This is a genomic window from Streptomyces sp. SID4985 (assembly GCF_009863025.1).
In the GTDB taxonomy this organism is placed as follows: Bacteria; Actinomycetota; Actinomycetes; order Streptomycetales; family Streptomycetaceae; genus Streptomyces.
In genome coordinates this window covers 1-15,953 of the sequence record NZ_WWIR01000493.1, presented here as the reverse complement: position 1 = coordinate 15,953, position 15,953 = coordinate 1, and the positions used below count along the sequence as shown (strand labels likewise).

Here is a 15,953-nt window from a genome sequence, read left to right as displayed (position 1 = left end):
GGCTGGTCGCGCAGTTCCCCGCGCCCCTAAAAGCGCAAAAACAAAAGCAGAACCTCTAGGCCGGTGTCAGCAGGCTCGCGTGGTGGCGCTCGGCCACCAAGGGATGGGCCCTCAGCTTGCCCTTCAGCTCGTTCAGGCCGTACTCCGCGTACAGCGGGTTCGTCGGGTCCGTCGTCACGCCGGGTGCGGCGTCCGCGTGCGGGAAGGGCAGCGGGGCGATCCTCGCGTCCAGGCGGGGGTTGTAGAAGAACGGGATCGAGAAGCGTTCCGTGGCTCCGGGCGGGCTGACCACGCGGTGGTTGGTGGCGAGGAGGTAGCCGTTGGTGGCGACTTCGAGGAGTTCACCGAGGTTGACCACGAACGCGCCGTCCAGGGGCGGGACTTCGTGGAAGAGGCCGTCCTCGCGCTGGACCTGGAGGCCGCCGACGGAGTCCTGGAGGAGCAGGGTGAGGAAGCCGTAGTCCTTGTGGGCGCCGACGCCCTGGTCGGTGCCGTCGCCCGCGCTTCCGGGGTAGCGGACGAGCTTGAGGTGCGGGTGGGCGTGGGCGCCGAAGGCGGGGTCGTAGAAGTCGGCGGGGGCACCGATGGCGGTGAGCAGCTCGTGCAGCAGGCGCTCGGCGACCGCACTGAGCCTGTCGATCCAGGCGAGGGCGGCGGTACGCAGCTCGGGGAGGGCGGTGGGCCACTGGTTGGGGCCCTGGAGCCACCAGTACGGCGGCTCGTCCGGGCCGGGGACGCGGGCGGGGCGCTCGGCGCCGATGTCGAGCTGGTCGCGCCAGTCGCGGGAGCCGCCGGTGCGTTCGTCGCCGGTGCGGGTGTAGCCCCTGAAATGCGGGGAGTTGACGTTGTCGAGGGCCAGCCGGTCGGCCTCGGGCAGCGCGAAGAAGGCCCGCATCGCGGTGAGCAGCGCGTCGGTCTCCTCCCGGGTCACCCCGTGCCCGACGAGCTGGAAGAAGCCCACGTCATGGGCGGCGGAGTGCAGCCGGTCGTGGAGAAGGGCACGCTCCTCGGGGCCGCGGTCGGCGGCCGACAGGTCGATGATCGGGAGCTGGGCGTACGACGGGTTCGTCGCGGGATTCGTCATGGGTGCGTCCGCGTGGTTACGGGGCACGGGCAGCCGCGAGGGGTGGGCGGCCCCCGGGTGCCGGAAAGGAAGAGACGAGGAAAAGGGGGCTGGATCAGGCGGAACGCCGACAGCCCATGCTCGTGACGCGCACGTAGTCCACGTGGCGGCGGCGAACGAGCATCGGAAGCATGGGCCAAGAGTACTGCGATGCCCGGAATACGGATGTGACGCGCGTCACTTGCCCCGGCGACCCCTCGCGCCTCAGAACTTGCCCCATGGATGCGCCGTGCGGTGTCCGCCGAGCGCGTCGGCCACCAGGTCCCGGAACTCGTCCGTGAGCTCCGGCCAGTTCCAGAACTCGAACCCGAGAGCCCCGTCGAAGGGCTCGCTCGCCCCTCGGCCGGGGTCCAGTCCCCGTAGACGTACCGCCCGATCCCACCGCGGGCCCGGCGGGTACCCGAGCCCCGGGCCCTACTCCCCCAGCGCCCCGTCCAGCAGCACGGCCCACTGCGCCACGACCCGCTCGCGGCGCGCGGTGTCGTCGGTGAGGAGGGTGGCGAGGCCCAGGCCCCGGGCCATGTCGAGCAGGCCCTGTACGGTCTCGCGGACGCCGGGGCGGGACTCGTCGGCGTCGAGGAGTTCGACGGCGATGCGGTGGCACTCGCGGCCGACGCGCCCCTCCAACTCGGTTACCCGGCCGCGCAGTTGCTCCTCGTTCGAGGCGGCCACCCACAGGTGCAGGGCAGCCCGGAAGAGCGGGCCGGTGAAGAGGCCGATCAGGGCGGAGACGACGGCCCGCCGGTCCCCGGGGCCGTCGGGGAACAGTTCGCGGAGTGCGGTCGAGCGTTCCTCGGCGACGTACTCGACGGCGGCGGTGAACAGGTCCTCGCGGGTGGGGAAGTGGTGCTGCGCGGCGCCCCGGGAGACGCCCGCGCGCTCGGCGACGACCGCGACCGTGGAGCCCGCCCAGCCGTACTCGGCGAGGCAGGCCACGGCGGCCTCCAGGAGCCGCTGCCGGGTGGCCCGGCTGCGGTCCTGCTTGGGTACGCGGTCGCGTTCCGCCGTACTCACACCACCCATGCCGCATCCCGTCTTTCCAGGAAGGCCGTCATCCCCTCCCGGGCCTCCGGGGCGGAGAACAGCCGGGCCGAGAGGGCGGTCAGGTCCGCCGCGTCCCGGTCGAATGTCTCCAGCACCCTAGCCGTGAGCAGCCGTTTCGTCGCGGCCAGGGCCTCGGGCGAGGAGCGGCGCAGGCCGTCCAGGACGGGCGCGAGCACGTCGTCCACGTCGTCCCCGGCGGCGGTCAGCAGGCCGAGCCGTACGGCCTCGGCGGGGTCGAAGCGTTCCCCGGTGAGGTAGTAGCGGGCGGCCGCGCGCGGGTCGGCGCGGGGCAGCACCGGCAGGGAGATCACCGCCGGGGCGACCCCGATCCGCACCTCGGTGAAGGCGAAGGTGGCCTCGCGCGAGGCGGCGCCGATGTCACAGGCGGCGAGCAGTCCGAGCCCGCCCGCGCGGACGTGCCCGGTGACCCGGGCCACCACGGGCTTCGGCAGCTCCACGATCTGCCGCAACAGCCCTACCAGCGCGTCTGGTTGAGGCGGGTCGCGCAGGTCGGCGCCCGCGCAGAACGTGCCCCCGGTGTGGGTGAGGACGACCGCCCGGACGCCGGGGTCCTTCGCGCAGTCGGCCAGGGCGTCGGCGAGCGCGGCGACGAGGGGTGCGGAGAGGGCGTTGCGGGTGTCCGGGGAGTCCAGGCTCAGGGTCTCCACGGCCCGTTCGCGGGACCGTCCGACACGTGTCATGCGCGCTCCCGGAGTTCGCGGCGCAGGATCTTCCCGGAGGCCGCACGCGGCACGGAGTCGGTGAAGGTCACCCGCCGGACCCGCTTGTACGGAGCGACGCGCTCGGCGACGTACGACATCACCTCGTTCTCGCCGAGTTCGGGCGCGGTCGGGCGGCGGACGACGAAGGCGTGCGGAATCTCGTTGCCCTCGTCGTTCAGGGCACCGACGACCGCCGCGTCCGCGATGGCCGGGTGGGTGAGCAGCAGCGCCTCCAGTTCGGCGGGGGCCACCTGGAAGCCCTTGTACTTGATGAGTTCCTTCACCCGGTCCACCACGAACAGCCAGCCGTCCGCGTCGACTTGGCCCACATCGCCGGTGTGCAGCCAGCCGTCGCGGTCGATCGTCTCGGCGGTGGCGTCGGGCCGGTTGAGGTAGCCCTTCATCACCTGCGGGCCCCGGATCAGGATCTCGCCCGCCTCCCCGGTGCCGAGGTCCTTGCCGGGGTCGTCCAGGGAGACGATCCGCATCTCGGTACCCGCGATCAGCCTGCCCGCCGTACCGGGCGGCGCCTCCCGCAGCAGGTCGAGCGGGACGACATGGGTGCCGGGCGACAGCTCGGTCATCCCGTACGCCTGCCCGAGCGGCGGCAGCCCGAGCCGTTCGGCGCAGGCCGCGGCGAGGGAGGCGTCCAGCGGGGCGGCGGCGCTGATCACGTACTTCAGCGAGGAGAGGTCGTAGCGCTCGACCGAGGGGTGCTTGGCGAGGGCGAGGACGATCGGCGGGGCGACGTAGAGGCCGGTGATGCGGTGGGTCTCGATGGCCGCGAGGAAGGTGTCCAGCTCGAAGCGGGGCAGCACGACGACGGTGGCGCCCTGCCGCAGGGGCGCGTTCATCAGGGCGGTGAGGCCGTAGATGTGGAAGAGCGGGAGGACGGCGAGGATGCGGTCCCCCGGCTCCGACCGTACGGCGGGCTCCAGTTGGGCGAGGTTGGTGACGATCTGCCGATGGGTGAGCATCACGCCCTTGGGCACGCCGGTGGTCCCGGAGGAGTACGGCAGTACGGCGACGTCCTCGGCCGGGTCGAGCGCGATCTCCGGCTCGGGCCCGTCGCTCGCCAGCATGTCGACCAGGGAGCGGTGTCCGGGCGCGCTGTCGCACACGATGATCTCCCGTATCCCGCCCGCGAGTTCGGCGGCCCGGCGCGCGGCCGGGAGCAGCAGGGAGACGGTGACGATCCAGCGGGCCCCGCTGTCCTCCAGCTGCCGCGCGAACTCCTCCGGTGTGGCGAGCGGATGGGCGGTGGTGACGGTGGCACCCGCCCGGGTGGCCGCGTAGAACGCCAGCGGGAACGCGAGGGTGTTGGGGCTGTGCAGGGCCAGCACGTCCCCCTTGCACACCCCCGCCTCCGCGAACGCGGCCGCCAACCTGCGGTGGAACCGGTCCAGTTGCTCGTAGGTCAGGGTCGTGCCGTCGGTGCCGTCGATGAGCGCGGGCCGCTCCCCGAAGGCGGCGGCACCGCCCAGCACCGCGTCGTGGACGGGGAGTTCTACGGGCGGTACGTCGTCGTACGCGCTGTGGAACACGGTTCCTCCAACTGGCATGTGCCTAGTAGGACTTGGGGAGACCGAGGGTCTGGTGGGAGATGTAGTTGAGGATCATCTCCCGGCTCACCGGGGCGATACGGGCCACCCGGGACCCCGTGATCAGCGAGGCGAGTCCGAACTCGCGGGTGAGGCCGTTGCCGCCGAGGGTGTGCACGGCCTGGTCGACCGCCTTCACACAGGCTTCCCCGGCCGCGTACTTGGCCATGTTGGCGGCCTCGCCCGCGCCGATGTCGTCCCCGGCGTCGTAGAGCAGGGCGGCCTTCCGCATCATCAACTTGGCCAGTTCCAGGTCGATGTGGGCCTGGGCGAGGGGGTGCGCGATGGCCTGGTGGGCGCCGATGGGAACGTTCCACACGGTGCGCTCACGGGCGTACTCCACGGCCCGCCCGAGGGCGTAACGCCCCATGCCGATCGCGAACGCGGCCGTCATGATCCGCTCGGGGTTCAGCCCGGCGAAGAGCTGGAGCAGCCCGGCGTCCTCTCCCCCACTGCCGAAAGCGTGGGAGGTACCCCCACCCACGAGTGCCTCTGCGGGCAGCCGTACGTCGTCCAGGACCAGCTCGAACTGCTTCTCGGCGGCGTTGACCTCCATGTCGATCCGGTTGCGCGTGAAGCCGTCCGCGTCGCGCGGGACGATGAAGAGGCAGGGCTTGAGCCTGCCCGTGCGGGCGTCCTCGGTGCGGCCGACGATCAGGGTGGCGTCCGCCTGGTCGACACCGGAGACGAAGACCTTGCGGCCGGTGAGGAGCCAGTCGTTGCCGTCACGGCGGGCGGTGGTGGTGATGCGGTGGGAGTTGGAGCCCGCGTCGGGCTCGGTGATGCCGAAGGCCATGGTGCGGGTGCCGTCGGCGATTCCGGGGAGCCAGGTGCGCTTCTGGTCCTCCGTGCCGAAGCGGGCGATCACTGTTCCGCAGATGGCCGGGGAGACGATGAGCATGAGGAGGGGGGCGCCCGCGGTTCCCAATTCCTCCAGGACGATGGAGAGTTCGACTATGCCGCCGCCTCCGCCTCCGTATTCCTCGGGGAGGTTGACGCCGAGGTAGCCGAGTTTGCCTGCCTCCAGCCAGAGTTCCGTGGGGTGTCGTCCCTCGGTTATGGCGCGCGTTATGTAGTCGCGGCCGTAGCGCTTGCCCAGGGTGGAGACGGCGGTTCGGAGTGACTTGTGCTCTTCGGGTTCGATGAGGGGGGTCATTCTTTTCCTCCGGGTGCGGCTTGTTCGTGGCTGGTCGCGCAGTTCCCCGCGCCCCTAGGCATCTCGCACCACTGCCAGCAGCATGCCCGGCTCCACCTGCTGGCCGGGCTTGGCATGCAGCGATGTCAACGTGCCGTCCGTCGGGGCCGTGATCAGGTGTTGCATCTTCATCGCCTCCAGCCAGATCAGGGGCTGACCGGCCTGGACCTCGGTGCCCTCGGTCAGGCCCTCCGCTACGCGGACGACCGTGCCGGGCATCGGGGCGAGGAGGGAGCCGGGGGCGTGGTCGGGGCGGGGGGCGGGGAAGCGCGGCAGGGCGGTGAGGGGGGTGGTGTTGACGTAGACCTGGTCGCCGTAGCGGGCGATGGCGAACTTCCGCTCCACGCCGTCGATTTCGAGCACGACGAGGGTGGGTTCTGCGCGCACCACCCGTACGCCGTCCGCCGCGAGGCCCGTCCGGGTGTGCCGGTAGGCCGCCTCAACCTCCTCGCCCGCCACCTCGTACCGCTTCACCTGCGGAGCCGACTGCACATTGCGCCAGCCGCCGAACCGGGAGCGGCCCGAGGCGTCCGCGAGGGCGGCGGCCAGGGGGGCGTACGGGTCGGGGGCGGGCTCGGTGAGGTTGGTGAGGTGGCGGTCGTAGAAGCCGGTGTCCATGCGGGCGGTGGTGAACTCCGGTTGCCGCAGCGAGCGGACGAGCAGGTCGCGGTTGGTGACCGGGCCATGGACGGCGGCCCGTTCCAGAGCACCGGCGAGGGCGCGGACGGCCTCGGCGCGGGTCGGCGCGTGGGCGACGGCCTTGGCGAGCATCGGGTCGTAGTGCACGCCGACCGTGTCGCCGTCGCCGTACCCGGCGTCCAGGCGCACGCCCGGTACGGCGAGCCGGTGCAGGGTGCCGGTCTGCGGGGCGAAGCCGCGGGCCGGGTCCTCGGCGTAGAGGCGGGCCTCGACGGCGTGGCCGCGCGCGGGCGGCGGGTCGAGGGGCAGGGCGTGGCCCTCGGCGATCCGGATCTGCTCGGCGACCAGATCGAGCCCGAACACCGCCTCGGTGACGGGGTGTTCGACCTGAAGCCGGGTGTTCATCTCCAGGAAGTGCGCGCGGCCGTCGGCCACCAGGAACTCGACGGTGCCCGCGCCCTCGTAGGACACGGCACGGGCGGCCCGTACGGCCATCGCGTACAGCTTCTCGGTGAGCGCGGCCGGCAGGCCCGGCGCCGGGGCCTCCTCGACGACCTTCTGGTGGCGGCGCTGGAGGGAGCAGTCGCGGGTGCCGAGGGTCCAGACGGTGCCGTGGGTGTCGGCGAGGATCTGCACCTCGACATGGCGGCCGCGCTCGATGTACGGCTCGACGAACACCTCCCCGTCCCCGAAAGCGCTCGCGGCCTCGGCGCGGGCGGCCTCCAGCGCGCCGGGCAGCTCGTCGAGGTGGCGTACGACGCGCATCCCGCGTCCGCCGCCGCCCGCCGCGGCCTTGACCAGCACGGGGAGGTCTGCCTGGGTGACGGCGGCCGCGTCGAGCGGGGCGACGCCCATCAGCTCCTTGGCGCGGGTCTTGGACGCCATCGCCTCGATCGCCTCGGGCGGCGGCCCGATCCAGACCAGTCCGGCGTCCAGGACGGCGCGGGCGAAGTCGGCGTTCTCGGAGAGGAAGCCGTAGCCGGGGTGCACGGCGTCCGCGCCCGCCGCGAGGGCGGCTTTCACGATGAGGTCGCCGCGCAGATACGTCTCGGCGGGGGCCGCGCCCGGGAGCCGTACCGCTGTGTCCGCCACACATGTGTGCAGCGCACCCTCGTCCGCGTCGGAATGCAGGGCGACGGTGCGGATGCCCAGGGCGGCGCAGGTGCGGAAGATCCGGCAGGCGATCTCGCCCCGGTTGGCCACGAGCAGGGTGGAAATCATGGGCCTCACATCCGGAAGACGCCGAAGCCGCCACGGGCGCCCTGATAGGGGGCGGTGTGTATGGCGGACAGACATATGCCGAGGACGGTTCGGGTGTCGCGGGGATCTATGACGCCGTCGTCGTAGAGGCGTCCGGACAGGAACATGGGCAGCGACTCGGACTCGATCTGCTGCTCCACCATGGTGCGCAGCGCGGCGTCCGCCTCCTCGTCGTAGGGCTGCCCCTTGGCCGCCGCCGACTGCCGGGCCACGATCGACAGCACCCCGGCGAGCTGCTGCGGGCCCATGACGGCGGACTTGGCGCCGGGCCAGGCGAAGAGGAAGCGGGGGTCGTAGGCGCGGCCGCACATGCCGTAGTGCCCGGCGCCGTAGGACGCGCCCATGAGGACGGAGAGGTGGGGCACCTTCGAGTTGGACACCGCGTTGATCATCATGGCGCCGTGCTTGATGATCCCGCCCTGTTCGTACTCCTTGCCCACCATGTAGCCGGTGGTGTTGTGCAGGAACAGGAGCGGGACGTCGCGCTGGTTGGCGAGCTGGATGAACTGGGCGGCCTTCTGCGACTCCTCGCTGAACAGCACCCCGCGCACGTTGGCCAGGATGCCGACCGGGTAGCCGTGCAGCTCGGCCCAGCCGGTGACGAGGCTCGTGCCGTACAGCGGCTTGAACTCGTCGAAGTCGGACGCGTCGGTGATGCGGGCGATCACCTCGCGCGGGTCGAAGGGGGTGCGCAGATCGCCGGGGACGATCCCGAGCAGCTCCTCGGGGTCGTACTTCGGCGGCTCGGCGGGGCCCGGATCGCCGTACGCCTTGCGGTGGTTGAGCCGCGCGACCACCCGGCGGGCCTGCCGGATCGCGTCCCGCTCGTCCACCGCGAAGTGGTCGGCGAGGCCGGAGGTACGGGCGTGCATCTCGGCCCCGCCCAGCGACTCGTCGTCGCTCTCCTCACCGGTCGCCATCTTCACCAGCGGCGGCCCGCCGAGGAACACCTTCGCCCGCTCCTTGACCATGATCACGTGGTCCGACATCCCGGGGATGTACGCGCCGCCCGCCGTGGAGTTGCCGAACACGACGGCGACGGTCGGGATACCGGCCGCCGACAGCCGGGTCAGGTCCCGGAAGATCGCCCCACCGGGGATGAAGATCTCCTTCTGCGAGGGCAGATCGGCACCCCCGGACTCGACGAGGCTGATGCAGGGCAGCCGGTTGACGCGGGCGATCTCGTTCGCACGCAGCGCCTTCTTCAGACTCCACGGGTTACTCGCACCGCCGCGCACGGTCGGGTCATTGGCGGTGATCAGGCACTCCACGCCCTCCACCACACCGATCCCCGTGACGAGCGACGCCCCGACCGTGTACTCACTGCCCCACCCGGCCAGCGGCGACAGCTCCAGGAACGGCGTGTCGGGATCGACCAGCAACTCGATCCGCTCCCGCGCGAGCAGCTTGCCGCGCTTACGGTGCCGGGCCACATATTTCTCCCCACCACCCGCGAGCGCCTTCCCGTGTTCGCCCTCCAGCTCGGCCAGCTTGCCGAGCATGGCCTCGCGGTTGGCCTGGAAGTCGGGGGCGGTGGGGTCGAGGGAGGAGGGGAGGACGGTCATGGGCGGGCCTCCGGGGGATGGGGGGTGGTGGGGTGTGCGGGACCGGTGCTCGCCCCGGCCCTCACAGCAACACCTCCGGGATGTCCACATGGCGGGAGCGCAGCCACTCGCCGAGGGCCTTGGCCTGGGGATCGAAGCGGTGGCGGGCGGCGACTCCGGTGCCGAGGATGCCGGTGACGACGAAGTTGAGGGCACGCAGGTGGGGCAGTACGTGCCGGGTGACGGGCAGGTCGCGGGCCTCGGGAACCAGCTCGCGGAACCGCTCGACGGTCAGCTCGTGCGCGAGCCAGCGCCAGGCGTCCTCGGAACGGGCCCACACCCCGACATTGGCGTCCCCGCCCTTGTCCCCGCTACGGGCCCCGACGAGCAGCCCGAGAGGCGCGCGACGGGTGGGGGCGCCTGGTGGGAGGGGTGCGGGAAGGGCCGGGTCCGGTACGTCGTCGAGCGGACGCGTCTCCTGGGGTGGCGCCATATGGACATGGCGGCCGTCGTGGAGGACTGCCCTATGGTCGACGGCACCATGGGGCACGTACACACCCTCGAAGACCCCATAGGGATCGCCCTTTCCGGGTGGTGCCAGCACATGGAAGCCGGGGTAACTGGCGAGGGCCAGCTCGATCGCGGCCCCGCTCAGCGCGCGCCCCACGACCTGCGGGTCGCTGTCCCGGACGACGAGCCGTAGCAGAGCGGACGCCGTCTCCTCGGTGTCGGCGTCGGGCCGGTCGGTGCGCACCAGCTCCCAACGGATCTCCGCCGGAGGCGACTTGGCCAGCGCGTCACTCATCTGCTCGCGCACCAGCGCCGCCTTGGCCTCGATGTCGAGCCCGGTCAGGACGAAGGCGACCTCGTTGCGGAACCCGCCGAGCCGGTTGAGCCCGACCTTGAGCGTGGGCGGGGGCGCTTCTCCCCTGACCCCGGTGATCCGCACCCGGTCGGGCCCGTCCTGGCGGAGCCGTACCGTGTCCAGCCGGGCGGTGACATCGGGCCCCGCGTACCGCGCGCCCCCCGTCTCGTACAGCAACTGCGCGGTGACCGTCCCGGTGTCCACGAAGCCGCCGGTGCCGGGGTGTTTGGTGATGACGCTGCTGCCGTCGGCGTGGATCTCGGCCAGCGGAAAGCCGGGACGGCGTACGTCACCGTCCCCGAAGAACGCGTAGTTCCCGCCCGTGGCCTGCGTCCCGCACTCCAGCACATGTCCGGCGACCACGGCCCCCGCGAGCCGGTCGTACTCCCCCGGCCCCCACCCGAAGTGCGCGGCGGCGGCCCCGGTGACGAGGGCCGCGTCCGTCACACGCCCGGTGATCACGATGTCGGCCCCCGCGCGCAGACACTCCGCGATGCCGAAGCCGCCGAGGTAGGCATGGGCGGCGAGCACACCAGGGTGAGCGGCGGTGAGGTCGTCCCCCTCCACATGTGCGACACGCACACGTATCCCGAGCCGTTCCGCCAACTCCCTTACCGCGTCCGCGAGCCCCGCCGGGTTGAGCCCACCCGCGTTGGTGACGATCCGCACCCCGCGCTCGTGCGCGAGCCCGAGGCAGTCCTCCAACTGGCGCGGAAACGTGCGGGCGTACCCGGCGGACGGGTCCTTCAGCCGGTCGCGGGCGAGGATGAGCATGGTGAGTTCGGCGAGGTAGTCGCCGGTGAGGACGTCCACTTCGCCGCCGGTGAGCATCTCGCGCAGGGCGTCGGCGCGGTCGCCGTAGAAGCCGGAGAAGTTGCCGATGCGGAGGGGCGCGACGGGCGTCGCCTCAGCGGGCACTCCCTCGACGGGCTTCGTCTCGGCGGGCACTCCCTCGGCGGTCGCCCTCTCGGCCGGCGTCACCGGCCCGCCTCCCCGGGCGCGCGCCCCTGTCCGGGCGGACCCGCGAACGCCTGGGCGATGTCCAGCCACCGGTCGGCGTCCGGCCCGACGGCGACCAGGGCCAGGTCGGCGCGGTGGGCGCGTTGCGTGACCAGGAGGCAGAAGTCGAGGGCGGGACCGGTGACGCGCTGCGGGGCGTCGGGCGGGCCGTAGGACCACACCTCACCGGAGGGGCCGACGAGTTCCACCCGGAACTCCTCGCCAGGCGGCGTCAGTCCGTGCACCCCGTGGGCGAAGTCCCGCGTACGCACCCCGATCCGCACCACATGCCGGAGCCGGTCCGTAGGTGTCCGCACCACACCCAGGGCGGCGGCGACATCCAGCCCATGGGCCCAGGTCTCCATGAGTCGGGCTGTCGCCATGGAGGCGGCGGACATGTGCGGCCCATACCAGGGGAACCGCGCCCCGCTCGGCGCGTCCCGCAGCGCCCGCTCCAGCGCGGCCCGGTCCGCGCGCCACCCCGCCAACAACTCGGCGGGCGCGAGCCGGGCCCCCTCCTCCGCCCCCTCGTCCACGAAGGACCCGGGCGCGGCGAACGCCTTCTCCACGAGCACCCGGAAACCGTCGGGGTCGGTGACCGCGGTCAGCGCGGACCGGTCGGTCCAGGCAAGATGCGCGATCTGATGGGCCACGGTCCAGCCGGGCGCCGGAGTGGGCGACGCCCACTGCCCCGCGCTCAACTCCCCTACCAGCAGATCGAGTTCATCACTCTCGGCACGCAAGTCGTCGATGACGGGCGTCGGATCGGCCATGCAGGGGAGCATGGCAGCGACCCCAGAAACAATCAAGCGTGCTTGCATGAAAAATATTCGCCACCGGAGCGCCCCGCCGTCCCGGTACCTTCACCCGATGCGCGAACTGACGACGACTGTCAACCTCCCGGAACTGCTGCGTGAAGCGCTGGGCACCCGCGCCGAGATCGTGGGCGTCGAGCGACTGCGCGGGGGCAGCAAGAAGGGGGTCTACCGAGTACGGCTCGACGGGGCCGGACCCGCCGCCGTGATCGTGTACCGATGGGCGCCGGAGGAGAACTTCTGGCCGGACGCCGACGACGAACCGCCGACGGACCCCCTCACCCCCACCACCGGCCTCACCCCCTACCTGGCCGCACACCACGCACTCCGGGAGGCGGGGGTCCGCACCCCGGACCTGCTGTACGCGACCGAACTCGATGCGACCGGCACCAATACCGCCACCGGCACCCGCACCGCCGACCTGGCCGTGGTCGAGGACCTCCCCGGCGGCACCCTGGAGTCCCTGCTGCTCCACGACCCCACCCGCGCCGCCACGCCCCTGGCCGAACTCGCCCGCGCCCTCGACCACATGCGACACGCCCAGGCTCCGCACTACGGCAGTGTGGGCCACCCATATCCCTTCAGCGCGGCCCCCGCCGAACAGCTCGTCCTCGACCGCGCCCTGCGCGACCTCACCGAGGCCGCCGCCCGCGACGCCACGATCCACCCGGCACACGACCGCCTCGCGGCCCGACTCCACGACCTGCGCTCCCACGTGCACCCTCGCACCGCGTACGGCCTCGTCCACGGCGAACTGGGCCCCGACCACGTCCTCCTCGACGCCGACGGTCACCCCGTCCTCATCGACATCGAGGGCCTGCTCCACTTCGACGTGGAGTGGGAACACACCTTCCTGCGCCTCCGCTTCGGCGAGCACTACACCCACCTCGCCCGCCCCGACCTCGACCCCGACCGGCTCGCGCTCTACGCCCTGGCCCAGCACCTCTCCCTGGTAGCGGGCCCGCTGCGGCTGCTCGACGGCGACTTCCCCGACCGCGAGGCCATGCTCGGCATCGCGGCCCACAACGCACGGGCGGCCCTGGCCACGCTGGAGTGACCCGCGAACGGGCCGCGGTCGGGCGCGTCCGCTCAGGCTTCCGGTGCGCGCGTCGGGACCGAGGCGCGGCGGGTCTGGGTGCGGACCGCGCCGATGCTCGCCGCGATCACCAGGGCGATGGCCGCCGCCTGCATGGCGGACAGGGTCTGATGGAGGACGAGGAAGCCCGCCGTGGCCGCGAGGGCCGGTTCGAGGCTCATGAGGATGGCGAAGGTGGGGGCGGGCAGACGGCGCAGGGCGAGGAGTTCGAGGGTGTAGGGCAGCACCGAGGAGAGCAGGGCGACCGCCGAACCGAGCGCGATGGTGGTCGGGTTCAGCAGCCGGGTGCCCGCCCCGGCGATGCCCAGCGGCAGGAAGAGCAGCGCGGCCACCGCCATGGCGAGGGCCAGCCCGTCGGCCTGTGGAAAGCGGCGGCCCGTACGGGCACTGAAAACAATGTAGGCAGCCCACATGGCGCCCGCCCCCAGAGCGAAGGCCACACCGATGGGGTCGAGCGTGTCGAAGCCTCCCCCGCCCAGCAGGAAGACACCTCCGAGGGCGAGACCGGCCCACAGCATGTTGATCGCGCGGCGGGAGGCGATGACGGAGAGGGCCAGCGGGCCCAGGACCTCGAGGGTGACGGCGGGGCCGAGCGGGATACGGGCGACCGCCTGGTAGAACAGCCCGTTCATCCCGCCCATGGTGATGCCGAAGACGATCACCGTGATCCAGTCGGCGCGGGAGTGTCCGCGCAGCCGGGGGCGGCAGAACACGAGCAGCACCACGGCCGCCGCGAGCAGCCGAAGGGTGACCACGCCGAGCGCGCCCGTGCGGGGCATCAGCGTCACCGCGAGCGCGCCGCCGAACTGGACCGACACTCCGCCGGCCAGCACCAGGCCGACCGGCCCGAGCGAGCCGAGCCTGCCCCCGCCCGGCGGCGACTGCCGCTCACCGGTGGCCGGGGTGGTCGTGCTGGAGGTGCTGACGGGAGTCACGGGCGGTCCTGAGGTCGGGCTCGGAACGGATCATGTGCATCTCGGTGTACTGCCCGGTCCACGGTAATGGACCACCGTCAGGTGTGTGAAGCGTTTTTGCGGCTGTACGACCGACCGTCCCGGATGCTGAGAAACGACCCCTCCGACCAGGAGTTTCAGCGGCGGCGCAGATACGTCTCCAGCGCCTTGTGCAGCAGCCGGTTCAGCGGGAAGTCCCACTCCCCCACGTACTCCACCGCCTCGCCGCCCGCCCCCACCTTGAAGCGCAGCAGGCCGAGCAGGTGGTCGGACTCCTCCAGGGTGTCGGTGATGCCCCGGAAGTCGTAGACGTGCGCGCCGAGTTCATGGGCGTCGGTCATCATGCGCCACTGCATGGCGTTGCTGGGCTGGACCTCGCGCCTGCGGGCGGTGGAGGCGCCGTAGGAGTACCAGACGTGCCCGCCGACGGTCAGCATCGTCGCCGCCGCCAGCACCTCCCCGTCGTGGTGCGCGAGGTACAGGCGCATCCGGTCGGGGTCCTCGGCGGTGAGCGCGGTCCACATGCGCCGGAAGTACGGCAGCGGGCGCGGGACGAACCGGTCGCGCTCGGCGGTCTCGGTGTACAGCTCGTAGAAGGCCGGCAGGTCCTCGTGGCCGCCGCGCACGACCTTGACGCCCGCCTTCTCGGCCTTCTTGATGTTGCGCCGCCACTGCTGGTTGAGCCCGCCGTGGATGTCGTCGAAGGAGCGCCCGGCGAACGGCACCTGGCACACGTACCGGGGCTGGCCCGCCGCGAAGCCCTCCTCGGCGCCCGGCTCGGCCTGCCGCCAGCCCATGCGGCGCAGCCGGTCGGCCAGTTCGTGGGCGCGCGGGTCCTCCGAGGTGGGCTCGGCGTCGCCCAGCCGGTGCGCGTCCGGGTCCACGATCGCGGCCTTGACCGCCTCGGGACTCCAGCGCCGGGCGACCACCGGCGGGCCCATCTTCACCGAGAAGGCGCCGCGCGACTTCAGGTACGTCAGCAGCGGGGCGAGCCAGCGCTCCAGGTCGGGGGCGTGCCAGTCGATGACCGGGCCCTCGGGGAGGTAGGCCAGATACCGCCTGACCTTGGGCAGCGGCCGCAGCAGCACCAGGCCCACCCCGACCAGCCGCCCGTCCTCCTCGAACCAGCCGAGGCTCTCCGCCGACCAGTCCGGCTTCACGTCCCCCCACGACGGCAGCTGCATGTGGCTGACGGAGGGGAGGGACGCGACGAAGGACAGGTGCTCGGCCCGGGTGACGGGACGCAGGGTGAGAGTCATGCGCGGGACTCCTTCACGGCACGGTCGCTGTGCGCTCACCCTACGAGCGGGGGCCGCCCCCGGCCCTGGCACAGGCCGCCCCGCAGCTCGGTCCCGCCCGCCCCGGAGCGCGGTGCCGCAAGGAGGCACGAGGCCGCCGTCCGGCCGTTCCTCCCGCTCAAGGCCCCCCTTCCGCCCGGTCCAGCGCGTCCGCGAGCACCTCTGCGAGGTGGCGGCCGCGTATGCCGGACAGTTGGGCCAGTTGGGTGCGGCAGGAGTAGCCGTCGGCCAGGATCACGGCGTCCGGGGGCGCCTTCCGGACCGAGGGCAGGAGCTGGTCCTCGGCGCAGGCGCGGGAGACCTCGAAGTGTCCTTTCTCGAAGCCGAAGTTGCCCGCGAGCCCGCAGCAGCCGCCGCTGAGGTCGCCGGTCAGGCCCGCCGCCTCGCGGAGTCTGCGGTCGGCGCCGTCGCCGAGCACCGCGTGCTGGTGGCAGTGGGTCTGGCCGGTCACCGGACGGTCGACGGCGGGCGGCGTCCACAGGGGCGCGTGCCGCTCCAGCGCCTCCGCGAAGGTGAGGACGGAGGCGGCCAGCCGGGCCGCGCGCGGGTCCTCGGGCAGCAGCTCGGGCAGGTCGGAGCGGAGCGCCGCCGCACAGCTCGGTTCCAGGACGACGACCGGCGCGCCCGCCTCCAGCACCGGTTCCATCAGGTCCAGGGTGCGGCGCAGCACCGCGCGGGCCGTGTCGAGGCGGCCGGTGGAGACATAGGTGAGGCCGCAGCAGACCCGGTCCCGGCGGGCCCGAAGCAGCGCGGGCGCCGCCCGGGAGTGGCCGTCCCCGACCGGGCGCCCGCGCAGCCG

The 15,953-nt window shown here is 72.5% G+C and carries 13 protein-coding genes; 1 reads left to right on the top strand and 12 read right to left on the bottom strand.

Annotation, left to right across the window (positions count from 1 at the left end):
* Nucleotides 1-55: 55 nt before the first annotated feature.
* The 9 genes from GTW40_RS21770 to GTW40_RS21730 form a co-directional block, all read right to left on the bottom strand.
* Entirely contained in the window at nt 56-1,084 is a 1,029-nt protein-coding gene (locus GTW40_RS21770) for an isopenicillin N synthase family oxygenase (RefSeq protein ID WP_161181874.1), read from the bottom strand.
* A gap of 453 nt (nt 1,085-1,537) precedes the next feature.
* Nucleotides 1,538-2,146: a TetR/AcrR family transcriptional regulator gene (locus GTW40_RS21765; protein ID WP_161181873.1), complete on the bottom strand. Its 609-nt coding sequence runs from the start codon at nt 2,144-2,146 to the stop codon at nt 1,538-1,540.
* Nucleotides 2,134-2,868: an enoyl-CoA hydratase family protein gene (locus GTW40_RS21760; RefSeq protein ID WP_161181872.1), complete on the bottom strand. Its 735-nt coding sequence runs from the start codon at nt 2,866-2,868 to the stop codon at nt 2,134-2,136. The genes GTW40_RS21765 and GTW40_RS21760 overlap by 13 nt, the downstream gene beginning before the upstream one ends.
* A complete protein-coding gene (locus GTW40_RS21755) occupies nt 2,865-4,433 on the bottom strand; it encodes a 4-coumarate--CoA ligase family protein (RefSeq protein ID WP_161181876.1) in 1,569 nt (522 codons plus the stop codon). The genes GTW40_RS21760 and GTW40_RS21755 overlap by 4 nt, the downstream gene beginning before the upstream one ends.
* A 22-nt stretch (nt 4,434-4,455) precedes the next feature.
* Nucleotides 4,456-5,646, bottom strand: coding sequence for an acyl-CoA dehydrogenase family protein (locus GTW40_RS21750; protein WP_161181871.1), 1,191 nt, complete (start codon nt 5,644-5,646; stop codon nt 4,456-4,458).
* A 54-nt stretch (nt 5,647-5,700) separates the two neighbouring features.
* Nucleotides 5,701-7,545, bottom strand: a complete 1,845-nt coding sequence (locus GTW40_RS21745; protein ID WP_161181870.1) for a biotin carboxylase N-terminal domain-containing protein — start codon at nt 7,543-7,545, stop codon at nt 5,701-5,703.
* Nucleotides 7,546-7,550: 5 nt separating this feature from the next.
* Nucleotides 7,551-9,149 carry a carboxyl transferase domain-containing protein gene (locus GTW40_RS21740; RefSeq protein WP_161181869.1) on the bottom strand — a complete coding sequence of 533 codons (1,599 nt, stop codon included), beginning with the start codon at nt 9,147-9,149 and terminating at the stop codon, nt 7,551-7,553.
* Between the two features lie 61 nt (nt 9,150-9,210).
* Complete coding sequence (locus GTW40_RS21735; RefSeq protein ID WP_161181875.1) at nt 9,211-10,911, bottom strand: acyclic terpene utilization AtuA family protein; 1,701 nt, start codon at nt 10,909-10,911, stop codon at nt 9,211-9,213.
* A 59-nt stretch (nt 10,912-10,970) separates the two neighbouring features.
* Nucleotides 10,971-11,765 carry a TIGR03084 family metal-binding protein gene (locus GTW40_RS21730; protein ID WP_161181868.1) on the bottom strand — a complete coding sequence of 265 codons (795 nt, stop codon included), beginning with the start codon at nt 11,763-11,765 and terminating at the stop codon, nt 10,971-10,973.
* Between the two features lie 97 nt (nt 11,766-11,862).
* Here GTW40_RS21730 and GTW40_RS21725 point away from each other — a divergent pair, with 97 nt between their 5' ends.
* Nucleotides 11,863-12,864, top strand: coding sequence for a phosphotransferase (locus GTW40_RS21725; protein ID WP_161181867.1), 1,002 nt, complete (start codon nt 11,863-11,865; stop codon nt 12,862-12,864).
* A gap of 32 nt (nt 12,865-12,896) precedes the next feature.
* On the opposite strand, the gene GTW40_RS21720 is transcribed toward GTW40_RS21725, so the two are convergent.
* The 3 genes from GTW40_RS21720 to GTW40_RS21710 all read right to left on the bottom strand — a co-directional run.
* Nucleotides 12,897-13,838: an EamA family transporter gene (locus GTW40_RS21720; protein WP_161181866.1), complete on the bottom strand. Its 942-nt coding sequence runs from the start codon at nt 13,836-13,838 to the stop codon at nt 12,897-12,899.
* A 155-nt stretch (nt 13,839-13,993) separates the two neighbouring features.
* Nucleotides 13,994-15,115 carry a peptidoglycan bridge formation glycyltransferase FemA/FemB family protein gene (locus GTW40_RS21715; RefSeq protein ID WP_161181865.1) on the bottom strand — a complete coding sequence of 374 codons (1,122 nt, stop codon included), beginning with the start codon at nt 15,113-15,115 and terminating at the stop codon, nt 13,994-13,996.
* 157 nt (nt 15,116-15,272) lie between these two features.
* On the bottom strand, nt 15,273-15,953 hold a 681-nt coding region (locus tag GTW40_RS21710; protein ID WP_161181864.1), incomplete at its 5' end, for a (Fe-S)-binding protein.